Raw genomic sequence first — 26,441 nt, forward strand, 5'->3', positions numbered from 1 at the left:
CTGGCTCCCCACCGCGGCCCCCTCGTTGCCTTCCGGCGCGGACGGTGAACGTGGGTGAGGGCTCCCGGGCAGGGGAATCCCCGCGTACGGAAGCCGGTCGCACCACGCCGTAGTCCGCGACGGCGTCTGTTGCTGATGAACGCTCCAGGTGTTCCGGCTCGCCCGGCGTCTGCCGGGCCCACGGTTGCGGGTCAGCGCCGGATTCTCACCGGCTTCCCCTGGAACTCAAGGCGTATCAGCGGGATTTGAGCATGCATCACCGATCGCGTCAAGACGGCCGCGGGCCGGTGCGGCGGTTCTCCTGAGCCGCTGTGGCGGCCCGGACGCCCGTCGGGTACCGTCCCGGTCTGCCGAGTGGGGGAACCCGGTGGGAATCCGGGGCTGACGCGCAGCGGTGTGGAACGGCAGGGGGCCGTTCCGAGCCCGAATGCCCAGGCGGCACAGCACTGGAAGCCGATCCACGCGTCCCGGACGGCGGCCACACCCGCTGCTTCCGCCCGCGCACCGCGCTGCCCGGCGACAGCACGGGGACCGGTCGGCGTCCCCGTCCCAGGAGCAGGCCTTGTCCCGTACCTCTTCTCCCTTCCTCCGTCGCTCGGCCCTGGCCGCGGTGGCCGCGGTCGGCGCCCTCGCGCTGACGGCGCCGCCGGCCGCCGCGACCACGACACCCGCCCAGATCGCCACCTCGAAGACCAACGGCGTCGCTTATCTCAAGTCCCTTCAGGCGGCGGACGGTTCGTACGCCGGCCCGGGGCTCTCCAACGAGTGGGCGTTCAGCGCGCTCGCCGCCGCCGGAACCGCCGCCGTGGACGTGACGCCCGGCGGTGACCCGAGCAGGAACGCGAGGACGGTCTACCGCAACCTCCTGTCCACCGGCGGGTGGCCGTCCGCGTCCCCGGTCGTCACCGACTACGAGCGGGCCGCCCTCAACGCCTACGCCGCCGGTGTCGACCCGGCCCGGGTCTCCGCCTCCCGCAACCTGATCGCCGACATCCACCGCTACTGGCAGACCGCCGAACCCGGCTACTTCGGCCCGTCCGGCAACTTCAACGGCACCGTCTTCGCCGCCCTGGCCCTCAACGGCGCCAGGACCCCCTCCGGTCAGCTCCGTGTCCCGCAGGCGCTCCGCGACGCGATGGCCACCCGGATCCGGGCCAACCAGCACAACGACGGCGGCTGGAACTACGGCAAGGCGGAAGGCAGCGCCACCGAGCTCGCCAAGACCTCGGACATCGACATGACCGGTGCGGCCATGGCCGCGCTGTGCGTGTCGGGCGTGCCGAACACCGACGCCGACATCGTCCGGGCCAGGGCCTTCCTCAAGAGCAAGCTGGTGGCCGGCAGCGGTGCCTTCAACGCCATGTTCGGTGTCAACACCAACTCCAACGGCTGGGCGGTCTCCGGACTGAACGCCTGCGGCATCAACGCGCAGACCGGTGACTTCCTCACCGCCATGGGCAGGACCCCGCTGGACTTCCTGATCGCCCAGCAGTTCAACCCGGGCGGCGGATTCAGGTACCTGCCCAGTGACACGGGCCCGTCCGCCTACGCCTCCAGCGACGGGATGAGGGCCGTGGCCGGCGCGGGATTCACCGCCGCACCGCCCGCACCGGTCACCCCGGGGGCGCCGCAGTGGGTCGGAGAGGGCTCCTTCACCTCCGGTACGGCGGCGACGCTCGCACTGACCGTGGACGACGGTGCGGGGGGCCTCGAGGTGTGCTCCGTCACGCTCACGCCGACCGGGCCGACGACCACCCTGGGCGCGGTCCTCGACGCGGCCCGGACGGCGGCCACCCCCGCGGGCTGTGTGACCTCCGTGGCGCCCTCGTCCGGCACGGGCGCCGTCACCTCCCTCAACGGCAAGGCCGGCGGCGGTTCCGGCACGTGGAAGGCCAGCCTCGACGGCTCGTCCTTCGCCGCCGCGGCCCGGGGCACCGCCGTGGGCGTCGGCGACACGATCGCCCTGCGCTGGGGGGCCTGACACCGGCGGGGCCGCGGGGAGCGCCCGGACCGGCTCCCCGCGGCCCCGCGTCCGCGGGGCCCGCACGGCGGGCTCGTCGCCGGCCCCGCCGTGCGCGCGACCCGGACGGGATGACGTTCCGTCAGAAGGCCGTCCAGGTGAAGGCGACCTCGTCCCCGGCGACGAGCCCGAACTGGCAGCCGCCGACCGGTGTCGAGGTGCCGTTGACGGAGATGTTCCAGTAGGCGCCGCCCCCGCCGCTGACGTTCCCGATGGTGTCCACCGAGAAGTCGTCGAAGGACGGGTACCACGTGCCGTCCCAGGTGAAGCCCCTCCGGTGGGCGGCGTCGTCGAGCGCGGCGGTCGGTGTGGGCACCGCACTGGCGTGGGCGCCGCCGTTGGTGCCGTCGCACGTGTGGGTGCCGCCGGTCGCGGTGGTGACGTCGTGGCCCCGTGTCCGGACCCGGCCCTTGAACAGGAGCCCGTCCGGCCCCTGCACCGTCAGGGACACTCTGACGGGGGCGTTGGTGCCCGTGGTCGCGGCCGTGGCGGCGCCGTCGGCGTGGGCGACGGCCGTCCCGGAGGACAGGGCCAGACCGAGTACGGCCACGGCGGCCAGGTGACGGTGGACGGATGTGCGGCGCATGGCGGAGCCTTCCTGATCGGGCGGTCCGCGGCAGGGCCGCCGGGCCGCCGGACCGCGTCCGGGCGGGCGCTGCGGTGCCGCCCGCCGCAGGGCGGGTCGGACACCGGGCCGTGGCGGCACGGGGGCTCTCGGCTTCACGCTGCAGACCATGACAGTGGGAAGCGGTACGGAGCACGTGCCGGGTTCCCCGACTCGCGGCCCGACGGGCCGCACACGGTTGCAGGTCAGCGCCGGATTCCCACCGGCTTCCCCCGGTCACGCGCGTATGCGGTTGTCGTGCCGTACGCGGTGACGCCCTTCCGCGGTCCGTCGGCCGTGGCCGACGGGCGCCGAAGTCAGCGCAGTCTAGGGCCAGTTGAGGAGAAGGCGCCACAGGCACCTCCGGTGCGGGCGGGGTGCCGGGCCGATGGCGGGGCCCCTTGCCGGGGCGGACGGTCGCGGCACGTCCCGGGGGCCGGGCCCCCGGAGCGCGGCGCCGATGGGTGCCGCCCCGGACAGGGTTCGTGTGTCGCTGGATTTACTAGGACGACCGACTATATAGTCGCGGACACAAGGCCCGCGGTGCAGGGAAGCCGGTGTGATTCCGGCACGGTCCCGCCACTGTGACCGGGGAGCACGCCGTCGAGCAGGACGCCACTGACGAGCTGGATGTCGGGAAGGCGGACGGCGCGCGCTGATCCGGGAGTCAGGATACCGGCCGCGGGACGTTCCGTGTTTTCCACGAGGATGGAGCCGACACGCATGGCACCGGTGTGCACCCATGACCCTGGTGAGCCCTCCCTCTGACGAGGCCGCGGCCCCACGCGATCTCGCGCCCCCGATCTCCGTATGCCGACCGCGTTCGGACGCCGGGCCGGCGCGCCGTCCCCGGATCCCTCCTGACGAGAGCAGGCAGTCATGGTCCGTGAGCACGAACGCGCCTCCGTGCGCGAGTTGACGCACTTCATCGGCGGCAAGCACACCCCGGGAACCTCGGGGGCCTTCGGCGACGTGTACGACCCCAACACCGGCCGGGTCCAGGCCCTGGTACCGCTCGCCGACCGGGCGGAGACCGAGGCGGCGATCAGCGACGCCGCGGCGGCGCAGCCGGCCTGGGCGGAGTGGAACCCCCAGCGCCGCGCCCGTGTCCTGCTGGCGTTCCTGCGCCTGGTGGAGGGCGAGAAGGACGCCCTGGCCCGGCTGCTGTCCGCCGAGCACGGCAAGACGGTGGCCGACGCGCACGGCGACATCCAGCGCGGCCTGGAGGTCGTCGAGTTCGCGGCGGGCATCCCGCACCTGCTCAAGGGGGAGTTCACCGACAACGCCGGCACCGGCATCGACGTCCACTCCCTGCGCGCCCCGCTCGGCGTGGTCGCGGGCATCACGCCGTTCAACTTCCCCGCCATGATCCCCCTGTGGAAGGCCGCGCCCGCCCTGGCCTGCGGCAACGCCTTCATCCTCAAGCCGTCGGAACGGGACCCGTCCGTTCCGCTCCGGCTCGCCGAGCTGTTCCTGGAGGCGGGGCTCCCGCCGGGCGTCCTCAACGTCGTCAACGGGGGACGGGAGGCGGTCGACACCCTGCTGGAGGACCCGCGCGTGGCCGCCCTCGGCTTCGTCGGCTCCACCCCCGTCGCCGCGCACGTCTACGCCACCGCCGCCGCCCGCGGCAAGCGCGCCCAGTGCTTCGGCGGCGCCAAGAACCACATGATCGTGATGCCCGACGCCGACCTCGACCAGGCCGCCGACGCCCTGGTCGGCTCCGGGTACGGCTCGGCGGGCGAGCGCTGCATGGCCATCTCCGTCGCCGTCCCCGTCGGTGAGGCGACCGCCGACGCCCTCGTGGCCCGGCTCAAGGAGCGCGTCGCCGCGCTGCGCATCGGCCGCAGCGACGACCCCGGGGCCGACTTCGGCCCGATGGTCGGCCCGGAGGCCGTCGAGCGGGTCCGCTCCTATGTGGACCTCGGAGTGGAGGAGGGTGCCGAACTCGTCGTCGACGGACGCGACTTCACCCTTCCGGAACACGAGGACGGCTTCTTCGCCGGGGCCAGCCTCTTCGACCGGGTCACTCCCGGCATGCGCATCCACCAGGAGGAGATCTTCGGTCCCGTCCTGTGCGTCGTCCGCGCCGCGGACTACGAGGAGGCGCTGCGCCTGCCCAGCGAGCACACCTACGGCAACGGCGTGTCCATCTTCACCCGGGACGGGGACACCGCCCGCGACTTCAGCCGACGCGTGACCACCGGCATGGTCGGTGTCAACGTGCCCATCCCGGTACCCGTCGCCTACCACACCTTCGGCGGCTGGAAGCGCTCCGGTTTCGGCGACCTCAACCAGCACGGCCCGGACGCCATCCGCTTCTACACCCGGACGAAGACGGTCACCTCGCGCTGGCCCGCCGGCCAGAGGGAAGGCGCCAGCTTCACCCTCCCCACGATGGGCTGACCCGACATGACCGGCACCCTGCTCACCGAGGACCAGCAGGCCCTCGTGGAGACCACCTTCGACTTCGCCCAGGACCACCTCGCCCCGCAGGCCCTCGACTGGGACCGCGACAAGCACTTCCCCGTGGACGTGCTGCGCAAGGCGGCGGGTCTCGGCCTCGGCGGCGTCTACGTCCGGGAGGAGTCCGGCGGCTCCGGCCTCGGCCGCGCCGACGGAGTCCTCGTCTTCGAGACGCTCGCCTCCGGCTGCCCGTCCATCGCCGGATACCTCTCCATCCACAACATGGTCGCCTGGATGATCGACAGCTACGGCGACGACGCCCAGCGCGAGCGGTGGCTGCCGCGCCTGTGCGCCATGGAGGACCTCGCCAGCTACTGCCTCACCGAACCGGGCGCCGGATCGGACGCGGCCGCCCTGACCAGCCGTGCCGTACGGGACGGCGACGACTGGGTGCTCACCGGCGTCAAGCAGTTCATCTCCGGCGCCGGCGCCGCCCGGCTCTACGTCGTGATGGCCCGCACCGGCGGTGAGGGATCCGCCGGGATCTCCGCGTTCGTCCTCGACCGGAACGACCCGGGCCTCGGCTTCGGGCCGAACGAACGGAAGATGGGCTGGAACGCCCAGCCCACCCGCCAGGTGGTCATGGACGGCGTCCGCCTGCCCGCCGACCGGCTCCTCGGCCGCGAGGGCGACGGCTTCCGGATCGCCATGAACGGCCTCAACGGCGGCCGTCTCGGCATCGCCGCCTGCTCCCTGGGCGGCGCCCGCAGCGCCCTCGACCGCAGCCTCGTCCACCTCGCCGACCGCGAGGCGTTCGGTGCCCGGCTCCTCGACGCCCAGGCCCTGAGGTTCCGGCTCGCCGACATGGCGACCGAACTCACCGCCGCCCGCGCGCTGGTCCAGCAGGCAGCGCAGGCACTGGACCGGGGCGATCCGCAGGCGCCGTACCTGTGCGCGATGGCCAAGCGGTTCGCCACCGACACCGGCTACTCGGTCGCCGACCGCGCCCTTCAGCTCCACGGCGGATACGGCTACCTCAGCGAGTACGGGATCGAGAAGATCGTCCGGGACCTGCGGGTCCACCAGATCCTGGAAGGAACCAACGAGATCATGCGCGTCATCGTGGCCCGCGGTCTGACGGAGGCGTTCGGATGAGCGACGTCCTGTTCCGGACCGGCGGCCGGGCCGCCCACATCGTCCTCAACCGTCCGGGGGCCCTGAACTCCCTCACCCGGGGGATGGTGCTCGCCGTCGAGGAGGCGCTCGCGGAGTGGGAGCGCGATCCGGCGGTGGAGGCCGTGGTCCTCACCGGGGCGGGGGAGCGGGGGCTGTGCGCGGGCGGTGACATCCGCGCCATCCACGAGGACGCCCGGGACGGCGACGGCAGCGCGACCGCGGCCTTCTGGCGCGACGAGTACCGTCTCAACGCCCGTATCGCCCGCTATCCCAAGCCGTACGTCGCCGTCATGGACGGGGTCGTGATGGGCGGCGGCGTCGGCGTCTCCGCCCATGGCAGCGTGCGGATCGTCACCGAGCGCTCCCGCGTCGCCATGCCCGAGACCGGCATCGGCTTCGTCCCCGACGTCGGCGGCACCCATCTGCTCGCCCTCGCCCCCGGAGAGCTGGGCACCCACCTCGCCCTCACCGGCGCGGCGGTCGGCGCCGCGGACGCCCTCCTGTGCGGACTGGCCGACCACTACATGCCCTCCGCCTCCCTGCCCTCCTTCGTGGAAGACCTCGACCGGCTGCCGGTGCGCGAGGCACTCGGGCGGCACGTCCAGGACCCGCCGCCGGGCGGACTGGCCGCCCGGCGGGACTGGATCGACGCCTGCTTCGCCGCGGACACCGTCGAGGAGATCGTCCATCGGCTCCACGCCCACGGCGGTCCCGCGGCCGAGGAGACCGCCGGAACCCTGCTCACCAAGTCGCCGACCGCGCTCAAGGTGACCCTGGCCGCGCTGCGCCGCGCCCGGCGGCTCGGGCCACTGGAGCGGGTCCTCGAACAGGAGTACCGCGTCTCCCGCGCCTGTCTGCGCGGCCCCGACCTGATCGAGGGCATCCGGGCCCAGGTCATCGACAAGGACCGGACGCCGCGCTGGTCGCCCGCCACCCTGGAGGAGGTCACCGACGCCGACGTGGAGCGGTTCTTCGCCCCGGCCGACGGGCCCGGACCCGTCCCGACCCCCTCGGGAGCCCTGGAGGAGATCGCGTGGTGACCCGGACCGTCGCGTTCGTCGGACTCGGCCACATGGGCGGCCCGATGGCCGCCAACCTGGCCGGGGCGGGCCACCGCGTGCTCGGCCACGACCTCGTCCCCGAAGCCGTGGAGGCCGCCTGCCGGGCCGGGGCCGAACCCGCGGGGTCCGTGACCGCGGCCGTCCGGGAGGCGGACGTGGTCATCAGCATGCTGCCCGCCGGACGTCATGTCCTGGACCTCTACGACGAGGCCCTGACCGCCGCCCGCCCCGGCACCCTCTTCGTCGACTGCTCCACCGTCGACGTCGCCGACGCGCGGACGGCCCACGAGCGGGCCCGCACCGCCGGGATGCGCTCCCTGGACGCGCCCGTGTCCGGCGGAGTGGTCGGTGCCGAGGCCGCCACCCTGACGTTCATGGCGGGCGGTGGCGAAGAGGAGTTCACCGAGGCGCGCCCCCTGCTGGAGGCCATGGGCAGGAGGGCCGTGCACTGCGGCGGGCCGGGCGCCGGGCAGGCCGCCAAGATCTGCAACAACATGATCCTCGGCGTCTCCATGATCGCCGTCAGCGAGGCGTTCGTCCTCGGCGAGAGCCTCGGGCTGTCCCATCAGGCGCTGTACGACGTGGCCTCCACGGCCTCCGGCCAGTGCTGGGCGCTCAGCGTCAACTGCCCCGTTCCCGGGCCCGTCCCGGCCAGTCCCGCCAACCGGGACTACCGGCCGGGCTTCGCCGCCGCCCTGATGGCCAAGGACCTGCGGCTGGCCGCCAACGCCGCGAAGGCGGGCGGCGTGCACACGGAACTCGGGCACCGCGCGGCGGAACTGTACGCCGAATACGCCGAGGGCACCGGTGGCGCGCGGGACTTCTCGGCCATCGTCGGCACCATCAGGGAACGGAGCGGAGACGCCACGTGAGCGACGAGTACGAGACCATCCTGGTCGAACGCAAGGGCCGCACCGCCTGGCTCACCCTCGACCGGCCCAAGGCGCTCAACGCGCTGAACCTCCGGGTGATGAACGAGGTGGTCGCCGCCACCGAGGCACTCGACCGGGACCCGGACATCGGCTGCCTCGTCATCACCGGCTCGGCGAGGGCCTTCGCGGCCGGGGCCGACATCAAGGAGATGGCACCGCGGGGGTACATGGACATGTACCTCACCGACTGGTTCGCCGCATGGGACCGGCTCGGACAGATCCGGACGCCCACCGTGGCCGCGGTCGCCGGCTACGCGCTCGGCGGAGGCTGCGAACTGGCCATGCTCTGCGACATCCTGCTCGCCGCCGACACCGCCGTCTTCGGCCAGCCGGAGATCAAGCTCGGGGTGATCCCGGGCATCGGCGGCTCCCAGCGGCTGACCCGGGCCGTCGGCAAGGCCAAGGCCATGGAACTGTGCCTGACCGGGCGCACCATGGACGCCGCCGAGGCCGAGCGGGCCGGACTGGTCTCCCGGATCGTGCCGGCCGGTGAACTCCTCGCGGAGGCGCAGGCGGTCGCCGAGTCGGTGGCGGAGATGTCGCTGCCGGTGGCGATGATGGCGAAGGAGGCCGTCAACCGCGCCTTCGAGACCAGCCTCGCCGAGGGGGTCCGCTTCGAACGCCGCCTGTTCCACGCGGTGTTCGCCACGGCCGACCAGAAGGAGGGCATGGCGGCCTTCACCGGCAAGCGGGCGCCGGTCTTCCGGCACCGTTGAACCACCCGGTACGCGGGGCCCCGGGGAACGATCCCGGGGCCGCTCGCGTTCCGGCACGTACGACCAGCGGAACGGGAGGACGGGGTACCGGAATGACCAGACGTCGGCAGCCGCCACGCATCACCGTGGAAGGGGTGGAGGCGGTCGCCCTGACCGTGGCGGAGTACGAGCAACTCCTCGCGTGCAGAAGGCAGGTCGGCGGCCAGAGCGCCCGGCTCCGGGCCCTGGGCGACCGGATGCGGCGCACCGAGCGGCTCCTGGAGGACCTGGCGGAACTGGTGGCCGACCCACCGGAGGGCCGTCCGGCACCCCCGGCGCCCGGGCCGGACCCGGCGGGCCACGGACGAACCGGCCGCCCGGACGGACCGCCGGACACCGGGGAGGACCCGGAGGGGGAGGCGGCGCGCCTGCGCCGTGCCATCTCCGTGCTACTGCGCGGGCACCGCGCCGAATCCGGCTGATCCGGGTTCCGCCGCCGGCCCCGGACCGCTCTCGACCGGATACGGCACATACGTCCGCCGGTCGGGGTCGACGGCCAGCCGCCCGCCCGCCGGGGGGCGTGCCCGCTGCGCGCAGTCGCGGCGTTCGCAGATCCGGCAGCCCAGCCCGATCGGGGTGGCGGCGCGGGAGTCGTCGAGGGCGACGCCCTCGGCGTAGACGAGCCGGTGGGCGTGGCGCAGCTCGCAGCCGAGGGCCACGGCGAACTCGGCGCGCGGGGCGCGGTGGCCGAAGCCGCCCCGGGTGATGGTGCGCGCCACCCAGAAGTACCGCTTGCCGTCCGGCATCTCCGCGACCTGGGTGAGGATCCTGCCGGGCGCGGAGAACGCCTCGTAGACGGTCCAGAGGGGGCAGGTGCCGCCGAGCCGGGAGAAGTGGAAGTCGGTCGCCGACTGCCGCTTGGAGATGTTCCCGGCCCGGTCGACGCGGAGGAAGGAGAAGGGGACCCCGCGCCGCCCGGTCCGCTGGAGGGTGCTGAGGCGGTGGCAGACGGTCTCGAAGCCGACGCCGAAGCGGGCCGAGAGCAGCTCGATGTCGTAGCGCACCTCCTCGGCCACCGTGTGGAAGACGGAGTACGGCATCAGGAGGGCGCCCGCGAAGTAGTTCGCCAGGCCGATGCGGGCCAGCGCGGGGGACCTCGGCGAGGTCAGGCCCGTGGCGCTGTCCGCCAGCAGGCCGAGGAGCGGCCCGTGCTCCAGCAGGGCGAGCTGGGTGGCGAGCTGGAAGGCCCGCTGGCCCTCGCTGAGCCAGGGCGACAGGAACAGCAGACCGGTGTCGGGGTCGAGTCTGCGGGCGTCACCCGAGCGCCCGGGAGCCGCCCGGACGACCCTGATCCCGTGCTCCTCGCCCAGGCGGGCGACGAGGGCGTCGGAGACCCGGCCCGGGCGCAGGCGCATCGCCCCGGCGAGGCGTTCGGCCTCGGTGTCGAGCGGCTCGAAGTGGTTGTGGTGCGTGTAGAAGAAGTCCCGCACCTCGTCGTGCGGCTCGGTGGCGGGCAGCAGACCGTCCGCGGCCCCGGGGGAGCCGAGGGCGGCGGCCCGCTCCACCGTGTCCCGGTAGCGCCGGTGCAGGGCGACCAGGGCGCGCGCCACCTCGGGGTGGTCCCGGGCCGCCTCGGCGATCTCCTCGGGAGCGAGCGGCGCCGCTCCGCACGCCTCGTCCGCGACCGCGGCCCGCAGGTCGGTGGCGAGCCGGTCCTCGTCGGCCTCGGAGAAGAACTCCGCGTCGACCCCGAAGACCTCCGCGATCCGCAGCAGCACCGACGCGGTCAGCGGGCGCCGGCTCTGCTCGATCTGGTTGGCGTAGCTGGTGGAGATGCCGAGGGCGCGGGCCATGTCGACCTGGTTCATCCCGTGCTCGCGGCGCAGCCGCCGCAGCTTCGCATGGGCGTGGATCTTGCGGTCGGCTGCTCCTCGGGGCACGGCGCACATCCTTGTCGCAAGCCGGGAAGGGGAGGCGTTCCGGCGGGCCTGCTTGCGAACATAGCATCCGCGACCTTCGCCAAATTCGCAGATTCGCAGCTCCCGGATGGCGGGATTCCACAGACTGGAGAGGTGGCCGGACCGGTGCGGAACGGGCACCGTCGATCACGTCAGCACCGGCAAGGACCGTCCGCACCCCGCGAGGAGCCCCGTGATCGAGCACCACGTCCGTGTCCACCCCAGCGCCGACCGGCTTGCGCGCGAGGACCAGCTCGCCTGGAAACTGGCGGACGTGGCCACCGGTACCGGGGAACCGGATCCCGACAGCGCCGGCATGGTCGTCAACCGGGTGATCGACAACGCCTCGGTGGCCGTCGCCTCCCTGCTGCGCCGCCCGGTCGCGGTCGCCCGTGCCCAGGCCACCGCCCACGGCGCCGCCGCCCCCGGAGCCTCGGTCCTCGGCGCGGCGGTCCGGGTCTCCCCGGAGTGGGCCGCCTGGGCGAACGGCACGGCCGTGCGCGAGCTGGACTACCACGACACCTACCTGGCCGCCGACTACTCCCACCCCGGCGACAACATCCCGCCGCTGCTCGCCGTCGCCCAGCACACCGGCCGCACCGGCGCCGACCTGCTGCGCGGCATCACCGCCGCCTACGAGATCCACGTCGCGCTGGTCAGGGGCATCTGCCTGCACGAGCACCGCGTCGACCACGTGGCCCACCTCAGCGCCGCCACCGCCGGCGGTCTGGGATCGATGCTGCGGCTGCCGACCGCGACGGTGTACCAGGCGGTGCAGCAGGCCGTGCACACCACCACCGCCACCCGTCAGTCCCGCAAGGGCGAGATCTCCAGCTGGAAGGCGTACGCGCCGGCGTTCGCCGGGAAGGCGGCGATCGAAGCCGTCGACCGGGCCATGCGCGGCGAGACCTCCCCGTCGCCGATCTACGAGGGCGAGGACGGCTTCCTCGCCTGGATGCTGGACGGCCCGGGCTCCGACTACACCGTCGCCCTCCCGGGGGCGGGCGAGCCGCGCCGAGCGATCCTCGACACCTACACGAAGGAGCACTCGGCCGAGTACCAGGCCCAGGCGGTCATCGACCTGGCCCGGCGTCTGCGGGCGAAGGCCGGTCCCCTGGACAGGGTGCGCTCGGTCGTCCTGCACACCAGCCACCACACCCACCACGTGATCGGCTCGGGCGCGAACGACCCCCAGAAGTACGATCCGGCCGCCAGCCGCGAGACGCTGGACCACTCGGTGCCCTACATCCTCGCCGTCGCGCTGGAGGACGGGACCTGGCACCACGAGCGCTCCTACGCCCCCGAACGCGCCCGGCGCCCGGAGACCGTCGAGCTGTGGCGGAGGATCACGACGGTCGAGGACCCGGAGTGGACCCGCCGCTACCACGACCCCGACCCGGACCGCCGCGCCTTCGGCGGACGCGCGGTCATCACCCTCGACGACGGCTCGGTGATCGAGGACGAACTCGCCGTCGCCGACGCCCACCCCGCCGGAGCCCGCCCCTTCGACCGCCCCGGATACACCCGCAAGTTCCGCACCCTCGCCGAGGGCATCGTCACCGGGCCCGCGCAGGACGCCTTCCTCGACTCCGCCGCCCGCCTCGCCGAGCTTCCGGCGACCGGCCTCGACGGCCTGTTCCCGGCCGTGGACACCGAAGCCGTCGCCGCGTACGACGCGGAGCTGCCCGAGGGGCTGTTCTGATGGTGCTGCACACGCGGACCACGCCCGCCGAACGCCGCCGGTCCTTCCGGGAACAGCTCGGCTCGGGACGCCTGCTGCGCGTCCCCGGCGCGATCAACCCGCTGTCCGCCCGCCTCATCCAGGACACCGGCTTCGACGCCGTCTACCTGTCGGGAGCGGTCCTCGCCGCGGACCTCGGACTGCCCGACATCGGCCTGACCACCTCCACGGAGATCGCCGCCCGGGCCCAGCAGACCACCCGGGCCACCGACCTGCCCGTCCTCGTCGACGCCGACACCGGCTTCGGCGAACCGATGAACGCCGCCCGCACCGTCCAGCTGATGGAGGACGCCGGGCTGGCCGGACTCCACCTGGAGGACCAGGTCAACCCCAAGCGTTGCGGCCACCTCGACGGCAAGACGATCGCGCCCCGCGAGGAGATGGTCCGACGCCTCCGTGCCGCCGTCGACGCCCGCCGGGACCCGGACTTCCTGCTCATGGCCCGCACCGACGCCCGATCGGTGGAGGGCCTGACCGCGGCGGTCGACCGCGCGAAGGCGTACGTGGACGCCGGGGCGGACGCGGTCTTCCCCGAAGCCCTCGCCGGTCTCTCCGAGTACGAGGCGTTCCGCGGCGCCGTGGACGTACCGCTGCTCGCCAACCTCACCGAGTTCGGCAGGACGCCCCTGCTCGACGCGGCCACCCTGGAGGACCTCGGCTACAACATCGCCCTCTACCCGGTCACCCTGCTGCGTCTCGCCATGGGAGCGGTCGAGGACGGATTGCGCACCATCGCCGCCGAGGGCACCCAGAGCTCCCTGCTGCCGCGCATGCAGACCCGCTCCCGGCTCTACGAACTCCTCGGCTACCAGGAGTACTCGGCCTTCGACACGGCCGTCTTCGACTTCACCCTTCCCCCCGGCACCTGACCCAGCGAAGGCAGGCACCCATGACCACCCCCGCGCCCACGCCCGCGATCCACCGCGGACTCGCCGGTGTCGTCGTCGACACCACCGGGATCTCCACCGTCATCCAGGAGACCAACTCCCTGACCTACCGGGGCTATCCGGTGCAGGACCTCGCCGCCCGCCGCTCCTTCGAGGAGGTCGCCCACCTCCTCTGGCACGGCGAACTGCCCGACGAGGGCCGGCTGCGCGAGTTCCGGGCCCGCGAACGCGCCCTGCGCCCGCTGGACCGCACCGCCCTGGAACTGCTGGCCCGGCTGCCCGAGACCTGCCACCCCATGGACGTGCTGCGCACCGCGGTCAGCTTCTTCGGCGCCGAGGACCCGACCGAGGACGACGGCAGCCCCGCCGCCCACCGCGCCAAGTCCCTCACACTGCTGGCCAAGCTGCCCACCGTGGTCGCGGCCGACCAACGCCGCCGCCGCGGGCTCGCCCCCATCCCTCCCGACCCCTCCCTCGGGTACGCCGAGAACTTCTTCCACATGTGCTTCGGCAGCGTCCCCGCCCCGGACGTCGTCCGCTGTTTCGAGATCTCCCTCATCCTCTACGCGGAACACAGCTTCAACGCCTCGACGTTCACCGCCCGCGTGGTCACCTCCACCCTCTCCGACCTCTACAGCGCCGTCACCGCCGCCATCGGCGCCCTCAAGGGGCCGCTGCACGGCGGCGCCAACGAGGCCGTGATGCACATGCTCCTGGAGATCGGCGACCCGGCGCGTGCCGGGGAGTGGCTGGACGGGGCGCTGGCGTCAGGGCGCAGGATCATGGGCTTCGGGCACCGCGTCTACAAGCACGGCGACTCCCGCGTCCCGATCATGCAGGACGCCCTCGACCGGCTCGTGGCCCGCGCCGCCGACCCCGAGGTCACCCGGCTCGCCACCCTGCACGCCGCCCTGCGCCACGCCATGGCCGACCGCAAGGGCATCCACCCCAACCTGGACTACCCGGCCGGCCTCGCCTACCACCTCATGGGCTTCGACATCCCCGCCTTCACCCCGGTCTTCGTGATGAGCCGCATCACCGGCTGGACCGCCCACATCACCGAGCAACTGGCCCACAACGCGCTGATCCGCCCGCTGGCCTCCTACGACGGTCCCGGACAGCGGACGGTTCCGGGCGCCGCGTAGCCCCCGCCACCCGGCTCGGGACGGCCCCTCCGGCCGGGCGGCGGCTCACCACCGGAGAGCCCGCCCGGTCACGTCAGGACGACGCACCCCCGCTCCTCCAGCCGGGCGAGCAGCGGCAGCGAGGGGTCGATCCCGTTCCACCGCAGGTCCAGCTTCTCCAGCGAGGGCATCCGGGCGAGCCAGCCGGGCAGGCGGCCCAGGCGGTTGCTCCGCAGGTCGACCTGGCGCAGCAGGGGGAGGTCCGCGAGCGGTTCCGGCACCTCGGCCAGGGCGTTCTCGCGCAGGTCCAGGTGGCGCAGCTCGCGCAGCCCGGCCACCGACGCCGGGAGGGACCCGATCGCGTTCCCCCGCAGCCACAGTTCGCGCAGGGCCCGGAGCCCGCCGACGGCATCGGGCAGGCCGGTGAGCCGGTTGTGCCCCGCCCTGAGTTCGACGAGGCCGGTCATCCCGCCGATGGTCTCCGGCAGGGCGGTGAGGGCGTTCTCCCCGACGTTGAGGTAGCGCAGCCGGGTCAGGTTCCCCAGGGAGCCGGGAAGCTCCGTGAGCCGGTTGTCGTGCAGATAGAGGCAGCCGTCGAGCCCGGTCAGCCCGCCGATCTCCGGGGGGACGGAGGCCAGCGCGTTGTGTCCGAGGTCCAGGGTGGCCAGCCGGCGCAGTCGCCCGATGTCCGGCGGGACGGACGTGAGCCCGTTCTCCGCGAGGATCAGCACGCGGAGATCGGTCCGTCGCCAGACCGGGTCGGGCACGGTGCCCAGCCCCTGACGCCACAGGTCCAGTGTGTGCCGCACGGCCGTCTCCTCCTCGTCGGCGGTTCCCGTGGGAATTCTCCGCCCTCCCGGATCCGGCCCCGTCGGCAACGCGGCCGGACACCCCCCGGCGGCGCCGGAGTCCGGCGGACCGGCCCCGGTACGTCACCTCGCACCGCCCGCGGGCCGCCTCGTCCCGGGGCCCGTACGCGACCTCTCCCCGGCCTTCCGGACCGCCCGCCGCCGTCGTCTCCGCGCTCCCGTCGTCACCCGTACGGATGTGCCGTGCCGTGGCGGCGGTCCGCACCCGGGGAGCGCCGCATACGCTGCCGGAGGCGGTCCCCGAAGGGCACCGCGGGATCGATCCGGTACGTGAACCAGGAGCTCCGTTATGCGATTTGACGATCACCGCGTGGTCATCACCGCGGCCGGCCGTGACTTCGGCCGCACCCTGGCCCTCCGCTTCGCCGACCTCGGTGCCGAGGTCCTCCTCTCCGCCCGGACCCTCGCCGCCGCGGAACGCGTCCGCGACGAGATCCACGACCGGGGGAACGCCAAGGCCCACGCCTTCGCCTGCGACCTGACCGATCCGGCCTCGATCCGCGCCTTCGCCGACGACGTGGCCGGGCACACCGACCGCGTCGACATCCTGGTCAACAACGGCGCCCGCTACCTCGAAGGGCCGGACCTCGGGTCCGCGTCCGACACCGACGTCGTCGACACCATCGCGTCCGGCGCCACCGGAACCGTGCTGACCGTCAAGAACTTCCTCCCCCTGCTGCTCCGTTCGGAGCGGCCGGACGTGGTGACGATGGTCTCCGCCTGCGGGACCGCCGGCCACCACCGCTCGGAGGCCCACGACGCCTTCTACGCGGCCAAGAGCGCCCAGGCGGGTTTCGTGGAGATCCTCTCCAAGCGCCTGCGGCCCCGGGGAGTGCGGGTGATCTCCCTCTACCCGCCCGACTTCGACAACTGCGACCCGCTCTCCGGGCAGTGGGGGACCACTTCGCGCGCGAGCGACGACAACCTCACCGCGCAGTCGCTCGTGGAGTGCGTCTTCTTCGCCGTCGCCCAGCCCCGCGACTGCTTCATCAAGGCGTTCCACTTCGAGCAGGTCTGACCGTCCCTTGGTGCCCTCGCGCTCCGTACATCGGTCGACCGCCTGTCGGTTGGCGCGCGGAGCGGGGTCGGTGGACCCGGGAGGGGGCGAGGGACCGCGAGGCGGCGGACGGGACGGCGTGCGACGGGCGGGGTCCTAGGAATCTCGGATACCGGCGGCCGTGCGGACGCTGACAAGCTGGGCGCGGCCGACCGTGCGGAGGGTGTCCGTCCCCCTCGCGCCGTGCGGGCCATCCGTTCACGCCCTTGTCGTCTCCTCACCTGGAGATCCCATGCGTTCAACCGTCCGGCGCATCGTCCTCTCGGCCGTGCTCGCCCTGGCGGGCCTGCTGCTGGCGCCCACCGGCGCCCAGGCGGCCGCCGCCCCCTCCTCGGTCCTGTTCAACCAGGCGTCCGAGCGCTGTCCCAACGGCGCCACGTGGGGCTCACTGGACCTGCGTCCCTGCGCGCCCTCCGACAACCCCGTCCAGTGGGTGTTCACGCCCGTCGCGGGCATGCCGAACGTCTACACCCTCAACTACGCCGCCGACCAGCGTTCCTGCCTGACGAACCACGACGGTCCGACCGGCGCGCAGTGCACGGGCGAGGCCAAGCAGATGTGGAGGGTCACCCCCTTCAACGCCACCGGCCAGGCGCCGAAGTACGACATGCTCGGGGTGCGGGTGCAGAACATCGCCGACTCCCAGTGCCTGGACAACACCAAGAGGAACTTCGGCGGCTACAAGCTCTACATGTACCCCTGCAACAGCGGCACCTACCAGCAGTGGAACATCTACCGCCCGACCTACGAGGCCCTGTTCGGCGGCGTCGCCACCCACAACGGCATGACCTGGGCCACCCTGGAGCAGCGCCCCGACAACGTGGTGCACGTCGGTTACGACACCAGCAGCGACCCGTACTCCGGCGACAGCCCCGCCTCGTCCGTGCTGCCCGTGCTGTGCATCCGCCAGGACGGCCGCCCCGCCCCGGCCGGGGTGCCCGCCGCCGGCTTCCACAGCTGGGCCGGCGGTGAGGTGAAGGCCACCGTCCCCGTTTCCGGAACGCAGCTCTCCAGCCGCGCCGCCGCCGACCAGCTCTGCGCCGGCCACTTCGGCGCCGGATTCCGCATGGCCGAATTCCACGACGGCGAGGGCTGGGGCCTCTGGGCCAACGGCACCCTGCCCGCCGGCACCCGCTTCTGGACCGCCATCGACGACCAGCGGGCCAACCCCTGGAACTGACCGCACCGGGAAGACCGGGGTGGGCGCCGGTCCCGGCGCCCACCCCGGTCTTCCGGCCATTCTCGGACGCTTCGTCCGGCCCGGTACCTGGGCACCCACCGGAATCCGTAGGCTTGCGGTCCGTGGCCGGACGACGTGACACCGAACGGGAAGTCCTGGGCTCCATAGCGGAGTTGGCGGTCGGCGGGCTGCGTCCGGTCGAGCTGTTCCACGAGCTGCACCGTCTGCTCGCGGGCCCCCTCGGATTCGACGGCGGCTGCTGGCACGGCAACGACCCGGTCACCGGCTTCCCCACCTCCACCGTCTCCGACGGTCTCGACCCCGCCCTCTTCGAGCAGGCCGTCCACCTGGAACTGCTGAGCGAGGACACCACCACCTTCACCGCGATCCGCACCGCCGGGCACCGCGCCCAGAGCGTCGGCCGCGCCACCGGGGGCCGCCCCGAGCGGAGCGTGCGCTACCGGGAGCTGCTCCACCCCAGCGGCTACGGTGACGAGCTGCGGATCAACTTCGACCTCGGCGGCGGCCGGTGGGCGAGCGCCGCCTTCATGCGCGAACGCGCCCGGGGCCGCTTCGACCGGCCCGAACTGCGGCTGGCCGAACGGGTCGCCGCCCCCGTCGGCGCCGCCCTGCGCCGCGTCCACCTCGCCGCGCTGCGCCGCGCACCGGGCGCGCGGCCCCTGGACGCCCCGGCCGTGGTGACGCTCGACCGGCACGGACGGCTGCTCCACACCGACGCCGCCGCCCGCGAACTGATCGGCCGGATGGCCGAACCCACCGCCCACACCGGCGGTGTGCCCAGCGGCTTCCTCACCGTCGCCCGCCAGGCCGCGTGGGCCGGCGGCCCCGCCGAGGTGCGGGTGCGCACCCCCGACGGGCAGTGGCTCACCCTGCACGCCGCCCCGCTGGAGGGACCCGGCGGGGGCGTCGCCGTCGTCGCCTCACCCGCCTCCCCGGCCCAGCGGCTGCCGCTGGCGATCCTCGCCCACGGACTGTCACCGCGCGAGCGGCAGGTCGCCCTGCACGCGGTGCGCGGCGCCAGCACCAAGGCCATCGCCGCCCTGCTCCATCTGACCGTGCCCACCGTCCAGCAGCACGTCACCGCGATCCTCGACAAGACCGGGGTGCGCAACCGCCGTGAACTCGTCGCCCTCCTGATGACGGACCACCTGCCGACCCTGGGTCTGCCTCCGGAGTAGCCGGGGGACGTGCGGCGCCGCAGCCCGCTCCGGCGGGGCGTCCGGGGTGCCGTCGGCCGGACCGGGCGGCCGACGGACAGCCGGGTACCGGCCCCCGTCACCGGTGGGGCACCGCTCCCGGAACGGCCGGCGCCGGGAGCGGGTGCCCCGCCGATGCCGGGCGTGCCTTCCCGGAAGGGACGCCGACCGGCCGGCGGGTGCGCGGACCGGGCGCGGGCGGTGCGGCGCACCCGGAGTCCGGGGTCACCCGCGCCGCGCACCGGACGACGCGCGGCGCGCACCGGACGGCGAGCGGCGGGCGCGCCCGGTCCCGGCGGCCGGGAGATCCGCCGGGACAGTGGCGGAGGATCAACGCCTATGCACGCAAAGGGACTTGGAGAAGTTGCGTGGCTGCTGCATCGGCCCAGTTCAGGGCGCTCGCCCGGGCGGCGCGGGAGGTCCCGTCCCCTCCGCTTCTCATTAGTCTGGACCTCTTGCCCCGCCCGTGATCGGCGGGCTACGTTTCGCGCTGTTGGGAGTCCTTCACGTTTCCTTCAACTCCCTTGACCCGCAAGGCCGGAAGGAGCATGTCCCCATGCAGCAGCGGAGCCTTTCCAGGCGATCCGTCCTCGCCTCGGCCACCGTGGTGGCCGCGGGCGCGACGGGCGTCGTCGGGGTGGCGGCGACCCCCGCGGTCGCGCGGAAGCGCGACGACCGCCTCAAGAAGATCATCTCCAGGATGAGCGTCGAGGCGAAGATCGGCCAGCTGTTCGTCCCGTACTTCTACGGCACCTCGGCGACGTCCCCCAACCAGTTCGACCAGGAGCGCAACCTCGCCGAACTCGGCGTCCGCACCCTGGCCGAGCTGATCGCCAAGTACCACATCGGCGGCGTCATCTACTTCTCCGGCTGGGCCAACAACATCCAGGACCCGCACCAGATAGCGGACCTGACCAACGGCGTGCAGCGGGCCTCGCTCGCCCTGCCCACCCCCATCCCCTCGCTGATCTCCATCGACCAGGAGCACGGGGCCAACGTCCGCATCGGCAGCGGCGCCACCCAGCTCCCCGGGGCGATGGCGCTCGGCGCGGGCCGCTCGCTCTCCGACGCGCGCGCCGCCGGACGGATATCGGGCACCGAACTGGCCGCCCTGGGCATCCACCAGAACTTCGCCCCGGTCGCCGACGTCAACGTCAACCCGGCCAACCCCATCATCAACGTCCGCTCCTTCGGCGCCGACGCCCGCGACGTCGGCCGCATGGTGGCCGCCCAGGTGACGGGCTACCAGCAGGCCGGGGTGGTGGCCTGCGCCAAGCACTTCCCGGGCCACGGGGACACCGGCGAGGACAGCCACACCGGACTGCCCGTGATCACCCACACCCGCGAGGAGTGGGAGCGCATCGACGCCCCGCCCTTCCGGGCCGCGATCGCCGCGGGCGTCGACTCGATCATGACGGCGCACCTCCAGGTCCCCGCGCTCGACCCCAGCAACGACCCGGCCACCCTCTCGGCCCCCATCCTCCAGGGCGTGCTGCGCGGCGAACTCGGCTTCGACGGCGTGATCGTGACCGACGCCCTCAACATGCGGGGCGTGCGCACCAAGTACGGCGACGACCGGGTACCCGTCCTCGCCCTCAAGGCGGGCGTCGACCAACTGCTGTTCCCGCCGAACATCGACGTCGCCTACCACGGCGTCCTGGCCGCCGTCCGCGGCGGTGAGATCACCGAGGCCCGGCTCGACGAGTCGGTCCTGCGCATCCTGCGCCTCAAGGACAAGGCCGGCCTGCTCGACGGCAGCCCCTACGTCTCCTCGAAGCAGGTCGACCGGGTCGTCGGCGCCCGCAAGCACCTGAACGAGGCCGCCCGGATCGCCGAGCGCACCACCACCCTGCTCGTCAACCAGCGGGAGACGCTCCCGCTGCGCCGCAAGCAGAAGAAACTGCTCGTGGTCGGCGCCAGCCCGGCCTTCCCGACCGACGGCACCCGCACCACCGTGCCCGAACTGGCCAGGGCCTTCGACGAGCTGGGCTACAGCACCACCCGGCTCGCCACCGGCCGGACGCCCGACGCGGCGGCGATCGACGCGGCCGTGGCCGCCGCGCGGGGACGGGACGCGGTGGTGGTCACCACCGACAACGTCAACGCCACCAGCGCCCAGCGCACCCTGGTGTCCCGGCTCCTCGCCACCGGTGTCCCCGTCATCCACCTCGCGGTGCGCAACCCCTACGACATCGCCCACCTCCCCGGCGTCCGGGCCTCCCTGGTCTCCTACTGCTGGACCGAGGTCGAACTGCGCGCCGCCGCCCGGGTGATCGCCGGCCGGGTCGAGCCGCGCGGCAAGCTGCCCGTGCCGATCCAGCGGGCCGACGACCCGGCCAAGGTCCTCTTCCGCTCCGGGCACGGCCTGTCGTACTGCGACTGACGCCCGCGCCCCCGCCCGGCCCCCGGCCCCGGTGCCTCCCGCAGGGGAGCACCGGGGCCGTCCGGTCGCGGCGGGCACCGTTTCGGCCGGGTGCCGCTCCCGGCACCGGGCACCGGGCAAGGGAAGCGAAACGGCGGCCCGCCGGGCGCGCGGGCGCGGGGCGGGCGGAGGCCGTGCCGCTCTCCGCCCGTGGTCCGCGGCCAACTCCGCGACCAACAGGGACAGGGGCGAAGGGCCGGGCCATCGGCCCGGGCACACGGCCCCGGGGCCGCCGGGCCGGGGCCCCTTCCCGCGCGGGCAGCAGCCGGCGGGAAGCGGTCGGCGACGGCGTCGGGCCGGGCCGGTGATCCCGCGAACGGGCGGGACGGCGGGGCCGGGCCCCTCGCCGGAGCCCCGGTGCCGAGCCGCCCCGAGCCGGACCAAGGCGACACCGGGGCGTCGCTCCGCCGCCGTCACCGCGTCGCCTCCGGCCGCCCCGATCGGGTGATCGCGGCCCCCGGCAGCACCTCCCGCACGGGCCGTTCCCCTCGTCCCCGAAATAAACCCCCACGCGCAGCACTTCCCCCTTTCCGGTGATTCAGGAGGGCCGGACGGGTGAATCGGGCGCACCCGCCCAAGAATGCTGCCGTGACCCGTCCCACCGGCGCACCGCCGCCGACCTATCCCGTTCTGCTGGGGGGTGTTCCCGTGCCCGGCGAGGGCTGGGTCCACTGGCCCCGCGGCAGCGCCCTGCTCCAGGACACCTACGACGTGCTCGCGCTCAAGGCACGCCTCGACCACGGCCGCGCCGCCCCCGGCGACGGGACCGACCCCCGTCTCGCCGGAAGGGTCGCCCGCTCCACGCCCGAGCAGGTCACCGCCGCCCTCGCCGCGGCCCGAGCCGCCCAGCCGGTCTGGGCCGGGGTGCCGCTGGAGAGACGGCTCGACTTCGTCCTCGCCGTCCACCGGCGGCTGCGCGAGCGGGCCGACGACTTCACCGGCATCCTCGTCGCCGAGGGGCATCCCTTACGCGTCGCGGAGTGGGCCCTGTCCGCCGCCCTCGCCCTCACCCACCCCGACACCGTCGACCACGTCCGGCCGCTCCTGCGCTGGGAGGGCGAGCGGTCCGGCCGCCGCATACGCCTCGTGCGCAAACCCGACGGCGTCGTCTGCCTCGACCCGGCGCGCAACGCCCCCCTGCTCACCGCCCTGGCGGCCGTCCCCACCCTGGCCGCGGGCAACGCGGTCGTCCTCAACGCCCCGCCCTCCGTACCGCTCGGCACCGTCCACGTCTTCCACACGGTCATCGCCCCGCTCCTCGCGGAGCACGGGGCGCCGCCCGGCACCCTCAGCGTCCTGTGCGCCCCGGCCCGGCCCGTGCTGCGCGCCTGGCTCGCCTCGCCCGACTGCGACGACGTCTTCTTCTTCGGCGGCTCCCGCGAGGGCGCCGAACTCACCCGCTCCTGCATCGACCACGGCAAGAAGCCGATCATGGAGATGGCGGGCAACGACGCCCTCGTCGTCTGGCGGGACGCCGACCTCCCCCGTGCCGTCGACGCCGCGCTGGAGCGCTACCACGGCTCCGGGCAGCTCTGCTTCGCCCCCAAGTTCGCCCTGGTCCACCCGGCGGCGGCCGACGCGTTCACCCGCCTGCTGCACGAGCGGGTCGCGGCGCTCAGGGTGGGGCCGCCCGAGGACCCGGACGTGGTGCTCACCCCCGTGGTCAAACGCTCCCAGTGCCAGGACGTCCTCGACGACGCCCTCGCGCACGGGGCCGAGCTGCTCTGCGGCGGCGAGCCGGTCGGGGTGGACGGCGCCCCGTCGCGCCGGGGGCCCTTCGTCCGGCCGGTGCTGCTGCGCGTGCGCGGCCTGGACGCGGCGGCACGGATGCGGGCCGTCGCCGAGGAGACCTTCTTCCCCCTGATGTGCGTGATCGTGCCGGAGGACGCCCCGGCCGAGGGGCCGGACGCGGACGGCGACCTGCTGGACACCGTCCTCTCCTTCGTCAACGCCAACCGCTACGGGCTGCGCAACTCCCTCTGGGCCCGCGACCCGCACGTGATCGACCGGTTCGCGGACGAGGTGACCAACGGGGGAGTCCTCAAGGTCAACGACAGCCACATCGGCGCCCTCCCCGTGCTGCCCGTCATCGGCGGCACCGGACTCACCGGCGGGGTCTTCGGCGAGGCCAACATCCCCTTCCTCCGGACCACCCGGCTCCAGGGCGTCAGCATCGGCACCGGGCGGCCGGACCACTTCGACCACCTCGCGACCGCGGGGCCGCCGCGCCACCCGTGAGCCCGGCACCCGCGCGGGCGCCCACCGGCGTCGCCCGCGCCCCACGTCCCCCGTCCCACCGCGCCGTCGCGGCACCGCGACGCCCGAAGAAAGGCACTCCATGACCACGCTCTCCGGCACCGACCTGCTGCACCACAAGATCGACGTCTGCTTCCGCCACTTCGACACCGACGAGAACGGCTCGGTCGACCGGGAGGACCTGCTCACCCTCGGCTCCCTCCTGCTCTCCCGCTTCGGCGAGCCCGCCACCTCCCCGAAGGGCACCGCCCTGATGGACGGCATGGCCCGCTTCTGGGACGCCCTCGTGGCCGTCGCCGACGAGAACGGCGACGGGGTGCTCTCCCGCGAGGAGTACCGGACGTGCATGACCGGGGCCTTCGTCACCTCGTCCGACGGCTTCGAGAACTCCTTCCGGCCCCTGGCCGAGGCGGTCGTCGGCCTCCTCGACACCGACGGCGACGGCGAGGTCGACGAGCGGGAGTTCGAGGCGTGGCAGGACGTCTTCCGCACCGCGCCCGAGGACCGGGCCGTCGCCTTCCGCAAGCTGGACGCGGACGGCAGCGGAAAGCTCACCGTCGACGAACTCCTCACCGCCGTGCGCGAGTTCTACGTCAGCCCGGACGCCGACGCGGCGGGCAACTGGCTCTACGGCCCCGTCGGCTGACCCCCCGCACGACCCGTCGCGGAGCACCCCGCCCCCGGCCCGCGCCCGGTCGCGTCGAGGGCGCCCCCGCCCGGCCCGGCCACGCACCCCGCGTGGCCGGGCCGGGCGGGGTCCACGGCACCGGGGTCCGCCCGGGTCAGCGCGCCGCCCCGGGCGGACCGAGGCGCCCGTCGCGGACCTCGGTGATCCGGTCGGCGGTGGTGAGATGGGTGCGGTCGTGGGTGACCAGCACGGTGGCGATGGCCCGCTGACGGGTGAGACGGGTCAGCAGGGCGACGACCGCGGCACCGCGGTCGTGGTCCAGGGCGCTGGTGGGCTCGTCGACCAGGAGCACCGTGGGGTCGTTCATCAGGGCGCGGGCGATGCCGACGCGCTGGCGCTGGCCGCCGGAGAGCTGGTGGGGGCGGCGGTGCGCAAGGTCCGCGAGCCCGACCGCGTCCAGCAGCTCGCCCGCGCGGGCCCGCGCCGTCCGGGGGGCGCGGCCGTCGATCCGGGCCATCACCTGGAGCTGCTCCGCCGCCGTCAGGGAGGGCAGCAGGTTGGGCTGCTGGAAGACGATGCCGATCCTGCGGCGGCGCAGGGCGGACAGCTCACCGCGGGACATGCCGGTGGTGCGCACGCCGTCGACGGTGACGGTGCCCGAGTCCGGTGCCACGAGGGTGGCGGCGACGGCCAGCAGACTGGACTTGCCGGAGCCGGAGGGCCCGACCACGGCGGTCAGGGTGCCCCTCGGGACCTCCAGGCAGACCCGGTCGAGGGCGGTCAGCCGGGAGTCCCCGTCGGGGTAGGTGAGGGTGACATCGGTCAGGTCGAGGCTCATCGGGCGCTCCCCAGGGCGGTCAGCGGGTCGACGGCGGTGATCCTGCGGACGGCCAGCGCCGCTCCGAGCACGCCGAGCAGGATCATCACCGCGGCCGGGACGAGAACGGTGGCGGGCGTGAGGAGGAACGGCACGGCGGAGCCGGACACCAGGGCTCCGAGGGCCGCGGCGAGCCCGGTGCCGATCAGTGTGCCGCCCACCAGCAGGACGGCGGCCTGGCCCAGGGCGTCCCGCATCAGGGTGCCGGTCGAGGCGCCCAGGGCCTTGAGGACGGCGACGTCACCGGCCCGCTGGATGGTCCACACGGTGAAGAAGGCCCCGATGACCAGGGCGGAGATGGCGAAGAGAAAGCCGCGCATCAGTTGCAGGGAGCCGTTCTCCGAGGTGTAGGAGCCGATCGCGGACAGCGACTCCCCGACGGCCACCGTCCTCGTGCCGGCCCGCCGGTCGGTCCCGGCCACATCCGTGCCCGAGGCCGTGGTCAGGGCGATGACCGTGGCGGTGGCCCCGCCGTCACCGGCACTCCCGTCACCGGCACTCCCGTCACCGGCACCCCCGGCGGCGTCACCGGCCCCCGCGGAGGTGCCCCCGGCGGCCCCGTCCGGCCCCCCGTCACCGCCGGTGCCCGGAGCCGTGCCCGTGCCCGTCGAGGCGTCCGGACCGGCCGGGGGTGCGATCCGCCGCCAGAGGTCCAGCCCCGTCCACACCACCGGGGTGTGGCTGAAGTACGCGTCCCCCCGCACCGCGGCCACCGTGAGACGGTGCCCCGCCAGTGTGAACGCGTCACCCGGGCGCACCCCCAGCTCGTCGGCGGCCGGGGCGGACAGCACCGCGGCGCCACCGCCCAGCAGAGCGCCCTCCGGCGCCAGACGGGAGCCGGGCCGGACACCGAAGACCGAGACCCCGCCGCTCCGGTCCCCGGCGGCCGCCCGGGTCATGGTGATCCCCAGCGGCTCGGCGCTCTCCACCCCGGGCGCCCCGGCCCACTCCCGCCACTGCCGCTCGGTGACCGCGGAGTCGGCGTACGACGGGGCGCCCCCGCCGCCGGGCGCCCCGAAGGCGATCAGATCGGCGGGGAGCCCGGTGATCGCCGAGGTGTTCTCCCGGCCCAGTCCGGCCGTCAGCCCGGACAGCAGCCCGACCAGCAGCGTGATCAGCACGATCACGCTTCCCATCAGGCCGAAGCGCCCCTTGGCGAACTTCAGGTCTCTCCAGGCGACGAACACGGCCCGGCCCGTCCTCTCCCTCGGCGAACGCTACGGCTCCACCCTCGCCGCCGGACCCCCTCGGCCGCGTCCGGCGCAGGAGGGCACTTCCCGGGCCGGAAGGGGGCGGGCGGCTTGCACCTTTCGATGGAGGCCCCGGAGCGTCTG

General features: G+C 74.1%; 21 protein-coding genes and 4 riboswitches. Of the genes, 16 read left to right on the forward strand and 5 right to left on the reverse strand.

What is annotated here, in order from left to right; all coding sequences use genetic code 11:
• Positions 1–129 precede the first annotated feature (129 nt).
• Positions 130–264: riboswitch (cobalamin riboswitch) on the reverse strand.
• A 93-nt stretch (positions 265–357) separates the two neighbouring features.
• Positions 358–433, forward strand: a riboswitch (cobalamin riboswitch).
• A gap of 129 nt (positions 434–562) precedes the next feature.
• The gene (locus ACZ7LB_RS18025) at positions 563–1,981 is read left to right on the forward strand and encodes a prenyltransferase/squalene oxidase repeat-containing protein (RefSeq protein ID WP_471469255.1); all 1,419 of its coding nucleotides are present in this window, start codon (positions 563–565) and stop codon (positions 1,979–1,981) included.
• Positions 1,982–2,102: 121 nt separating this feature from the next.
• On the opposite strand, the gene ACZ7LB_RS18030 is transcribed toward ACZ7LB_RS18025, so the two are convergent.
• Positions 2,103–2,606 carry a DUF4430 domain-containing protein gene (locus ACZ7LB_RS18030; protein ID WP_471469257.1) on the reverse strand — a complete coding sequence of 168 codons (504 nt, stop codon included), beginning with the start codon at positions 2,604–2,606 and terminating at the stop codon, positions 2,103–2,105.
• 180 nt (positions 2,607–2,786) lie between these two features.
• A riboswitch (cobalamin riboswitch) is annotated at positions 2,787–2,858 on the reverse strand.
• A 290-nt stretch (positions 2,859–3,148) separates the two neighbouring features.
• Positions 3,149–3,322: riboswitch (cobalamin riboswitch) on the forward strand.
• Positions 3,323–3,503: 181 nt separating this feature from the next.
• On the opposite strand from ACZ7LB_RS18030, the gene ACZ7LB_RS18035 reads away from it, so the two are divergent.
• The 6 genes from ACZ7LB_RS18035 to ACZ7LB_RS18060 all read left to right on the forward strand — a co-directional run bounded on the left by ACZ7LB_RS18035 (position 3,504) and on the right by ACZ7LB_RS18060 (position 9,373).
• Positions 3,504–5,027: a CoA-acylating methylmalonate-semialdehyde dehydrogenase gene (locus tag ACZ7LB_RS18035; protein WP_471469259.1), complete on the forward strand. Its 1,524-nt coding sequence runs from the start codon at positions 3,504–3,506 to the stop codon at positions 5,025–5,027.
• A 6-nt stretch (positions 5,028–5,033) separates the two neighbouring features.
• On the forward strand, positions 5,034–6,182 hold the full coding sequence (locus ACZ7LB_RS18040) for an acyl-CoA dehydrogenase family protein (RefSeq protein ID WP_471469261.1): 1,149 nt from the start codon (positions 5,034–5,036) through the stop codon (positions 6,180–6,182).
• Positions 6,179–7,243 (forward strand): enoyl-CoA hydratase/isomerase family protein, encoded by a 1,065-nt coding sequence (locus tag ACZ7LB_RS18045; RefSeq protein ID WP_471469263.1) that lies wholly within the window; start codon positions 6,179–6,181, stop codon positions 7,241–7,243. Before ACZ7LB_RS18040 ends, ACZ7LB_RS18045 begins: the two co-directional genes overlap by 4 nt.
• The gene (gene mmsB, locus ACZ7LB_RS18050) at positions 7,240–8,136 is read left to right on the forward strand and encodes a 3-hydroxyisobutyrate dehydrogenase (RefSeq protein ID WP_471469265.1); all 897 of its coding nucleotides are present in this window, start codon (positions 7,240–7,242) and stop codon (positions 8,134–8,136) included. Before ACZ7LB_RS18045 ends, mmsB begins: the two co-directional genes overlap by 4 nt.
• The gene (locus ACZ7LB_RS18055) at positions 8,133–8,912 is read left to right on the forward strand and encodes an enoyl-CoA hydratase (protein ID WP_471469267.1); all 780 of its coding nucleotides are present in this window, start codon (positions 8,133–8,135) and stop codon (positions 8,910–8,912) included. Before mmsB ends, ACZ7LB_RS18055 begins: the two co-directional genes overlap by 4 nt.
• A 92-nt stretch (positions 8,913–9,004) precedes the next feature.
• Positions 9,005–9,373: a hypothetical protein gene (locus ACZ7LB_RS18060; protein ID WP_471469269.1), complete on the forward strand. Its 369-nt coding sequence runs from the start codon at positions 9,005–9,007 to the stop codon at positions 9,371–9,373.
• Here ACZ7LB_RS18060 and ACZ7LB_RS18065 read toward each other — a convergent pair.
• On the reverse strand, positions 9,341–10,831 hold the full coding sequence (locus tag ACZ7LB_RS18065; protein ID WP_471469271.1) for a short-chain fatty acyl-CoA regulator family protein: 1,491 nt from the start codon (positions 10,829–10,831) through the stop codon (positions 9,341–9,343). The two genes, ACZ7LB_RS18060 and ACZ7LB_RS18065, sit on opposite strands and share 33 nt — an antisense overlap.
• A gap of 211 nt (positions 10,832–11,042) precedes the next feature.
• Here ACZ7LB_RS18065 and ACZ7LB_RS18070 point away from each other — a divergent pair, with 211 nt between their 5' ends.
• The 3 genes from ACZ7LB_RS18070 to ACZ7LB_RS18080 are packed head-to-tail and all read left to right on the forward strand — an operon-like array spanning position 11,043 to position 14,622.
• Positions 11,043–12,551: an MmgE/PrpD family protein gene (locus ACZ7LB_RS18070; RefSeq protein WP_471469273.1), complete on the forward strand. Its 1,509-nt coding sequence runs from the start codon at positions 11,043–11,045 to the stop codon at positions 12,549–12,551.
• 2 nt (positions 12,552–12,553) lie between these two features.
• Positions 12,554–13,459 carry a methylisocitrate lyase gene (prpB, locus tag ACZ7LB_RS18075; protein ID WP_471469538.1) on the forward strand — a complete coding sequence of 302 codons (906 nt, stop codon included), beginning with the start codon at positions 12,554–12,556 and terminating at the stop codon, positions 13,457–13,459.
• A 20-nt stretch (positions 13,460–13,479) separates the two neighbouring features.
• Positions 13,480–14,622: a bifunctional 2-methylcitrate synthase/citrate synthase gene (locus ACZ7LB_RS18080; protein WP_471469275.1), complete on the forward strand. Its 1,143-nt coding sequence runs from the start codon at positions 13,480–13,482 to the stop codon at positions 14,620–14,622.
• 68 nt (positions 14,623–14,690) lie between these two features.
• Here the strand turns inward: ACZ7LB_RS18080 and ACZ7LB_RS18085 are convergent, their stop codons facing one another.
• Positions 14,691–15,410 carry a leucine-rich repeat domain-containing protein gene (locus ACZ7LB_RS18085; protein ID WP_471469277.1) on the reverse strand — a complete coding sequence of 240 codons (720 nt, stop codon included), beginning with the start codon at positions 15,408–15,410 and terminating at the stop codon, positions 14,691–14,693.
• Between the two features lie 349 nt (positions 15,411–15,759).
• Between ACZ7LB_RS18085 and ACZ7LB_RS18090 the strand changes: the two genes are divergently transcribed.
• The 6 genes from ACZ7LB_RS18090 to ACZ7LB_RS18115 all read left to right on the forward strand — a co-directional run bounded on the left by ACZ7LB_RS18090 (position 15,760) and on the right by ACZ7LB_RS18115 (position 24,248).
• Positions 15,760–16,488: an SDR family oxidoreductase gene (locus tag ACZ7LB_RS18090; protein WP_471469278.1), complete on the forward strand. Its 729-nt coding sequence runs from the start codon at positions 15,760–15,762 to the stop codon at positions 16,486–16,488.
• A gap of 271 nt (positions 16,489–16,759) precedes the next feature.
• Positions 16,760–17,707, forward strand: a complete 948-nt coding sequence (locus ACZ7LB_RS18095) for a hypothetical protein (RefSeq protein WP_471469280.1) — start codon at positions 16,760–16,762, stop codon at positions 17,705–17,707.
• A gap of 122 nt (positions 17,708–17,829) precedes the next feature.
• Positions 17,830–18,906, forward strand: a complete 1,077-nt coding sequence (locus ACZ7LB_RS18100) for a helix-turn-helix transcriptional regulator (RefSeq protein WP_471469282.1) — start codon at positions 17,830–17,832, stop codon at positions 18,904–18,906.
• A gap of 574 nt (positions 18,907–19,480) precedes the next feature.
• Complete coding sequence (locus ACZ7LB_RS18105) at positions 19,481–21,307, forward strand: glycoside hydrolase family 3 protein (RefSeq protein ID WP_471469284.1); 1,827 nt, start codon at positions 19,481–19,483, stop codon at positions 21,305–21,307.
• A gap of 627 nt (positions 21,308–21,934) precedes the next feature.
• Positions 21,935–23,584: an aldehyde dehydrogenase family protein gene (locus tag ACZ7LB_RS18110; protein ID WP_471469286.1), complete on the forward strand. Its 1,650-nt coding sequence runs from the start codon at positions 21,935–21,937 to the stop codon at positions 23,582–23,584.
• Between the two features lie 100 nt (positions 23,585–23,684).
• Positions 23,685–24,248 (forward strand): EF-hand domain-containing protein, encoded by a 564-nt coding sequence (locus tag ACZ7LB_RS18115; RefSeq protein ID WP_471469288.1) that lies wholly within the window; start codon positions 23,685–23,687, stop codon positions 24,246–24,248.
• 136 nt (positions 24,249–24,384) lie between these two features.
• Here the strand turns inward: ACZ7LB_RS18115 and ACZ7LB_RS18120 are convergent, their stop codons facing one another.
• Together ACZ7LB_RS18120 and ACZ7LB_RS18125 are read right to left on the reverse strand one after the other, a co-directional pair.
• Positions 24,385–25,068, reverse strand: a complete 684-nt coding sequence (locus ACZ7LB_RS18120) for an ABC transporter ATP-binding protein (RefSeq protein WP_471469290.1) — start codon at positions 25,066–25,068, stop codon at positions 24,385–24,387.
• Positions 25,065–26,294: an ABC transporter permease gene (locus ACZ7LB_RS18125; protein WP_471469292.1), complete on the reverse strand. Its 1,230-nt coding sequence runs from the start codon at positions 26,292–26,294 to the stop codon at positions 25,065–25,067. Before ACZ7LB_RS18125 ends, ACZ7LB_RS18120 begins: the two co-directional genes overlap by 4 nt.
• Between the last annotated feature and the right edge of the window lie 147 nt (positions 26,295–26,441).

This window comes from Streptomyces sp. NPDC107521 (genome assembly GCF_055598485.1).